This is a genomic window from Microcystis sp. LE19-131.1A, assembly GCF_027532015.1.
GTDB lineage: Bacteria > Cyanobacteriota > Cyanobacteriia > Cyanobacteriales > Microcystaceae > Microcystis > Microcystis ichthyoblabe_A.
In genome coordinates, this window is sequence record NZ_JAPZSS010000205.1 from 21,005 (window position 1) to 27,424 (window position 6,420).

The window sequence follows — 6,420 nt, forward strand, 5'->3', positions numbered from 1 at the left end:
ATCTTGACGAAAATTTTCAAAAAAGTCTAACCGTTAAGTCGCCATAATAACCAGAGACCTAAACCAAAACCGAAAAAGTTAGGCAGCCAGGCAGCTAGGAAGGGGGAGAGGGTGGCGGTTAGTCCCAAGCTGCCGACAAGGAAGTTTAAAAGATAATAGAGGAAAACAATGGCGACACTGAGACCGAAACTGGTTCCCCGACTAATTCTTTGCGGTAGAGAACCCAAGGCACAGCCGATGGTAGCAAAGACGATACAGACAAAGGGAAAGGCGATTTTTTGCTGGATTCGCACTTGAAAAAACCTGACTCTTTTCTCATCGCCACTGAGTTTGAGCAGTTGCACATATTCGATCGCCTGTGGTATGTTCATCTCGTAGGGATCGCGGCTTTGACGAGCAAAATCGAAAGCAGAGCGAGATAAAGCGATTTTTTCGGTTTTAAAGGGGATAACTTGGCTATAGGAGGCATTAGGGGGGGTTAATTCATAGATAATGCCGTTAAAAAAGTCCCAGACGTTATCGACGGCATTCCAACGGGCCGAATCGGCGATAATAATTTGATTTAATTCTTCTTTTAGCCAACGGATAACGGTGACAGTTTTCATTTTTTCGCCGTCAAATTGTTCGGCATAAAATAAACTTCTTAAATTGCGATTAATCGTACCATTTTCTAGGGTTTTTATTTCATAATCGGGATAATAAAAGTCTTTATTTTTCCAAAAACTTGCTTCTTTATTAATTTTCTGCACTAAAATTTCTGTGGCTCGATAATTAGCATTAGGAACCACATATTCGTTCAATAAAAATGTTACCACTGTAACTATTAAACTCAGGCAAAAAGTGGGTATAAAAAGACGGTAAAGAGTGACTCCACAGCTTTGCAGGGCAACGGTTTCGCTATCACTACTTAAACGTCCGTAGGTGATTAAAGTGGCCAGTAAAAGAGAAACTGGCAGGGAATAAGTAACAAATTCTGGCACTTTTAACAGGAGAATTTCTAGGGCCGAGACAAGGGGTAGATTAGCATCAACTACCTGATTAGCTAAATCGGAAAGATTGCCGATCGCTACTCCCAAAGAGGCAAATAAACCAACACTAAATAAAAATGGGGGTAGTAGTTGGCTGATCAGATAGCGATCAATGAGGGCAATACCTCCATTTACCCAGTAAGAAATCTTTTTCTTAATCATTGATTTTGGTTAACTCACTCCTCTTTCATCCCATTTCCGGCTCTCTTAGGTTTGGTAGGTAAAATGTATTCTAAGATACAGTCCTGCTGGCGAGGGAGTGGAAGGAACCCGACCGACACAGAGGACACAAAGATCGATCATAATGTAAGTTAAACTTATCACACAGAACCTAGAAGAGCCCCATTTCCTAACCCGCAGCCGTCTTGCCTATCCCTTCGGTCAGCCTATCATATTTTGTCTTTGACGAAAAACACCGCCGGAAGTTGTATGATTGCGGGGAGAGTGGACAGAAGTAAGGATTTGGGTAAGTGTGGATAATTTTTCTGTTCCTATTCCCCGATCATCCCCAGGTGAATTATGCTGCTAAACTGGCAAACTTTTACTATTCATAAACGAGTACCTTTAACGATTAGTCGCGGCACTACCAGCGAAAATACTAATATATGGCTGCAAATTAGCGAGGAAAATATCGAAGGGTGGGGAGAGGCATCCCCTTTTAATATTACCAGCGAGGAGAAAAAACCCGATAAAATCCTGCAAGAATTAAACTCGATCGCTCCTATTTTACAATCTTTTCACCCCTGTCAACGCCAAGAAATTGAAAAAATTTTATGGCAAAATCAGATATCTTCGGCTACTCGTGCCGCTATTGATACGGCACTGCACGACTGGTTAGGCAAAAAAGCTAATTTACCTCTCTGGCAAATTTTTGGACTCGATCGCTCTTTAATTCCGCCGGTTTCTGTTACTATCGGTTTAAATTCTCCAGAAAATGTGGGGAAGAGGGTGTTAGATTGGCTAGAAATCGGCGATTTTAGCTTATTAAAGGTCAAATTAGGCTCACCGGACGGGATAGAAGCCGATCGAGCTATAATTCTGGCTATTAAAGAAATTGTCCCCCATTTGCCCCTAACTGTCGATGCTAATGGTGGTTGGAGATTTAGCGATGCGGTGAAAATGTGCCAATGGTTAAAGGAAAAAGGCGTTATTTATGTGGAACAACCCCTATCCGTGGGACAAGAACGAGATTTAATTGATTTATACCAAAAATCGCCCCTACCTATCTTCGTCGATGAAAGCTGTTTTTCTAGTCAAGATATCCCGAAACTGGCCGATCGAGTCCACGGCATTAATATTAAACTAATGAAAGCCGGTGGATTAGCAGAAGTGCAGAGAATGATTCATATTGCCCAAGCTTGCCAACTGCAAATTATGTTCGGATGTTACTCTGATAGCAGTTTAGCCAATACTGCCCTAGCACATCTTGGCCCGCTTGTCAACTATCTTGACCTAGATAGTCATTTAAATTTACGCGATGATCCCTTTACGGGTTTAAGCTTGGAAAAGGGACGTTTACAACCAAATAATTTGCCCGGTTTGGGTGTTAGTTTACGGACAAAAGATGACTAATTATTTGACTCCTGACAAGAAAGTAGCGATTCTTCTCCACGAAGGAATCAAAGGAACTCGCGGCAAAACTGGGTTAAGTTATCTGCGTTACGGAAAAGCGCAGGTAGTGGCGATTATTGACGCAGAAAGCGCCGGCAGTACCTTAAAAGAAGTGGCCGGAATCGATCGCCCCTTGCCGATTGTTGCTAATGTTAGGGAAGCTCTAACCTATCATCCCGATACCCTGTTAATTGGCATCGCACCCTCAGGGGGCATTTTACCACCCCATTGGCTAGAAGAAATCAAAGAGGGGGTAAATACAGGGTTATCCCTCGTTAATGGACTCCATACACCCCTAAAACCCCTTTTTTCTCAGCTTAAACCGGATCAATGGATTTGGGATATCCGTCTGGAACCCCAAGACTTAAAAATTGGGCAAGCGCGGGCGAAAAATTTAACCTGTCAGCGTATTCTAACGGTAGGGACGGATATGAGTGTGGGCAAAATGTCCACTAGCATCGAATTACACCGAGTTGCCCAAGAAAAAGGGCTAAAATCGCAATTTTTAGCCACTGGACAGGGGGGAATTATGATCGCGGGGAAGGGTGTACCCTTGGATGCGGTGCGCGTCGATTATGCTGCTGGTGCGATCGAGGCTTTGGTGTTAGAATCAGCAGAAAATAACGATATTCTGTTTATTGAGGGTCAAGGCTCCCTTTTACACCCCGGATCCACTGCTACCTTGCCTTTAATGCGTGGCAGTCAACCAACGGGGTTAATTCTCGTCCATCGCGCTGGACAAATTCATATCAAAGATTTACCCGATATTCCCATCCCTCCCCTAACGGAAGTGATTAAACTCTGCGAAATGACTGCCAGTGCTGGGGGAAGTTTCGGGGAGGTGAAGGTAAAGGGGATTAGTTTAAATACTTTTCATCTTAGTCCGCAGGCGGCAGTTAAAGCTATAGAAACTGTGCGGGAGGAAACGGGGTTATTTTGTACCGATGTTGTCCGTTTTGGCGGTCAAGGGTTATTATCAGTGATCAGTGAGCAGTGATCAGTGATCAGTGATTAATTCAATCATAGTCAATGATAGGTGATGCGTTACGACTAAATCTGGATGTTGTTAAATTTTCTCTTGACAAAGGCGACTTGACATGATATTATATTCATAATGGAAAATCCGTGCGCCTACGAACCCTATTTTCCAAAGCATTTAAACTCTATCTTGATTCTACTTGCCAGAGTTGGGACGACATAGTTTTATATTCTCCATAATCGTTTGAGTATGGGGATGATTTTCCCCTAATCCTTCTCTGAAAATATTAATCGCTTCTAGATAGAGAGGTTCCGCTTCTGTGTAGCTGTCTTGGGAATGGTACAATAGTCCTAAATTATTGAGAGATACCAATTTTCATAACTAAGATTGGGAATATTTTGAAAATGCTTAATGTTAGCTGTAATCAGAGTATAATCGCAATAAATAGCAGTCGCAGCAATAAACAAATCAATCGGGGTAATGAGTTGTCCTTTTATTCTAAGATTAACGTATATTTGAGTAGCTATATCACTAATTTCACGATCATAACCAATTACTTCACTGACTTCTGCAAGACGTTCAAATTGTTGTTGTTGATTTCGTGCATCTTTATACAATAAGCCACTTTTAATCTCGTAATAGGTAAAGATTGAAAACGATATATAAGTATAGTGTTGTCGATAGATGCGGAATTGTTCAATTACTGCGGGATTGCCTCGTAAAAAATAAGAGAGGATATTGGTATCAAGTAATGCTTGTTTCATAAGTCATTTATCCGTTTTAAATCGAGTTGACGATTAGCTTCTGCTTCTTCGACAATCTCTTGCATAGTATTTTCTATATCTGCTGCCATACCAGCAAATTCCATAAAGTCAACGTCTGGATGTTTTGTTTTTATAGATTGGACAAAATGCAGGATTTCCGGCAGCAGAGAAATGGGAGTTGTTTCAATTTCTTTAATAAGTTGTTCTTTGAGTGTCATAGCTTTATCAGTTATCAGTTATCAGTTATCAGTTATCAGTGAGCAGTTATCAGTGATTAATTCAATCATAGTCAATGATAGGTGATGCGTTACGACTAAATCTGGATGTTGTCAAATTTTCTCTTGACAAAGGCGACTTGACATGACATTATATTCATAATGGAAAATCCGTGCGTATGCAGACGCTATTTTCCCATGGTCTTAACTATGATTGGTTCATTCAATCAATCTTCATCTCTAATCCACTCTTAACTAGGTCCCTAATCACAGTCCATCACACCAACCACAGTCGATGATAGGTGGTGGGTTACTAGGTTTTACTAAATCCTGATTTGAAAAAATTTTCTCTTGACAAGGGCGACTTGACATGATACTATATTCATAACGGAAAATCCGTGCGCCTACAGACCCTCTTTTCCAACGCTCTTAACTATGATTGGTTCATTCAATCAATCTTCATCTATAATCCACTCTTAACTAGCTCCCTAGTCATAGTCCATCCCACACACCAATCACAGCTAAGATGCTATCCCCCACGACGAAGACAGATAGCATAATTTCCTCGAACCGTCATTGTTGTTGGATGCGCTATTCCTAATGATTGCTCACAAATTTGTAATGCTTTAGAATAAAGAGGTTCCGCTTCTGTGTATTTGCCTTGGGAACGGTACAATACTGCTAAATTGCTGAGGGAAGTTGCCACAAGGGGATGATTGTCTCCTAAGAGTCGTTTTTTCAAATCTAATGCTTCTAGATAGAGAGGTTCTGCTTCTGGGTATCTGCCTTGGGAATAGTACAATCCTGCTAAATTGTTGAGGGAATTTGCCACAAGGGGATGATTGTCTCCTAAGAGTCGTTTTCTCAAATCTAATGCTTCTAGATAGAGAGGTTCCGCTTCTGGGTATCTGCCTTGGGATTTGTACAATCCTGCTAAATTGTTGAGGGAATTTGCCACAAGGGGATGATTGTCTCCTAAGAGTCGTTTATACAAATCTAATGCTTCTAGATAGAGAGGTTCTGCTTCTGGGTATCTGCCTTGGGAACGGTACAATTCTGCTAAATTGTTGAGGGAACTTGCCACATCGGGATGATTGTCTCCTAAGAGTCGTTTATACAAATCTAATGCTTCTAGATAGAGAGGTTCTGCTTCTGGGTATCTGCCTTGGGAATCGTACAATGCTGCTAAATTGTTGAGGGAACTTGCCACATCGGGATGATTGTCTCCTAAGAGTCGTTTTCTCAAATCTAATGCTTCTAGATAGAGAGGTTCTGCTTCTGGGTATCTGCCTTGGGATTTGTACAAGTATGCTAAATTGTTGAGGGAACTTGCCACATCGGGATGATTGTCTCCTAAGAGTTGTTTTCTCAAATCTAATGCTTCTAGATAGAGAGGTTCCGCTTCTGGGTATCTGCCTTGGGAATCGTACAATGCTGCTAAATTGTTGAGGGAATTTGCCACATCGGGATGATTGTCTCCTAAGAGTCGTTTTCTCAAATCTAATGCTTCTAGATAGAGAGGTTCTGCTTCTGGGTATCTGCCTTGGGAGTAGTACAAGTATGCTAAATTGTTGAGGGAACTTGCCACATCGGGATGATTGTCTCCTAAGAGTCGTTTTCACAAATCTAATGCTTCTAGATAGAGAGGTTCCGCTTCTGGGTAACTGCCTTGGGAATCGTACAATACTGCTATATTGCTGAGGGATTGTGCGACATCGGGATGATTGTCTCCTAAGAGTCGTTTTATCAAATATAATTGTTGTTTTTATTGTGGTTGTGGTTGTTTGTTACTGGCTTGGGTATTTTTGATTTGTGGTTGTTTT

6 protein-coding genes and 1 pseudogene are annotated in these 6,420 nt (G+C 41.4%); 2 read left to right on the forward strand and 5 right to left on the reverse strand.

Annotation, left to right across the window (positions count from 1 at the left end; translation table 11 throughout):
• Positions 1-26: 26 nt before the first annotated feature.
• Entirely contained in the window at positions 27-1,190 is a 1,164-nt protein-coding gene (locus tag O9323_RS15325; protein WP_288125381.1) for an LptF/LptG family permease, read from the reverse strand.
• A gap of 357 nt (positions 1,191-1,547) precedes the next feature.
• On the opposite strand from O9323_RS15325, the gene O9323_RS15330 reads away from it, so the two are divergent.
• Positions 1,548-2,600: a dipeptide epimerase gene (locus O9323_RS15330; RefSeq protein ID WP_288125382.1), complete on the forward strand. Its 1,053-nt coding sequence runs from the start codon at positions 1,548-1,550 to the stop codon at positions 2,598-2,600.
• The gene (locus O9323_RS15335; protein ID WP_288125383.1) at positions 2,593-3,636 is read left to right on the forward strand and encodes an N-acetyltransferase DgcN family protein; all 1,044 of its coding nucleotides are present in this window, start codon (positions 2,593-2,595) and stop codon (positions 3,634-3,636) included. The genes O9323_RS15330 and O9323_RS15335 overlap by 8 nt, the downstream gene beginning before the upstream one ends.
• Before the next feature lie 177 nt (positions 3,637-3,813).
• Here O9323_RS15335 and O9323_RS15340 read toward each other — a convergent pair whose 3' ends face one another.
• From O9323_RS15340 to O9323_RS15355, 4 genes and pseudogenes are all read right to left on the reverse strand, one after another.
• Positions 3,814-3,990 carry a tetratricopeptide repeat protein gene (locus tag O9323_RS15340; RefSeq protein WP_071821085.1) on the reverse strand — a complete coding sequence of 59 codons (177 nt, stop codon included), beginning with the start codon at positions 3,988-3,990 and terminating at the stop codon, positions 3,814-3,816.
• Positions 3,969-4,382 (reverse strand): type II toxin-antitoxin system VapC family toxin, encoded by a 414-nt coding sequence (locus O9323_RS15345; RefSeq protein ID WP_287659051.1) that lies wholly within the window; start codon positions 4,380-4,382, stop codon positions 3,969-3,971. The genes O9323_RS15340 and O9323_RS15345 overlap by 22 nt, the downstream gene beginning before the upstream one ends.
• Positions 4,379-4,600: a hypothetical protein gene (locus O9323_RS15350; RefSeq protein ID WP_106908986.1), complete on the reverse strand. Its 222-nt coding sequence runs from the start codon at positions 4,598-4,600 to the stop codon at positions 4,379-4,381. Before O9323_RS15350 ends, O9323_RS15345 begins: the two co-directional genes overlap by 4 nt.
• Positions 4,601-5,126: 526 nt before the next feature.
• Positions 5,127-6,359 (reverse strand): annotated as a pseudogene (locus O9323_RS15355) (tetratricopeptide repeat protein); the annotation flags it as partial.
• Positions 6,360-6,420: the final 61 nt, after the last annotated feature.

What these genes read in the sequence shown, in the direction of transcription:
- O9323_RS15350 (WP_106908986.1), bottom strand. Translation starts at nt 4,600, where the DNA reads ATGACACTCAAAGAACAACTTATTAAAGAAATTGAAACAACTCCCATT.
- O9323_RS15325 (WP_288125381.1), bottom strand. Translation starts at nt 1,190, where the DNA reads ATGATTAAGAAAAAGATTTCTTACTGGGTAAATGGAGGTATTGCCCTC.
- O9323_RS15345 (WP_287659051.1), bottom strand. Translation starts at nt 4,382, where the DNA reads ATGAAACAAGCATTACTTGATACCAATATCCTCTCTTATTTTTTACGA.
- O9323_RS15330 (WP_288125382.1), top strand. Translation starts at nt 1,548, where the DNA reads ATGCTGCTAAACTGGCAAACTTTTACTATTCATAAACGAGTACCTTTA.
- O9323_RS15335 (WP_288125383.1), top strand. Translation starts at nt 2,593, where the DNA reads ATGACTAATTATTTGACTCCTGACAAGAAAGTAGCGATTCTTCTCCAC.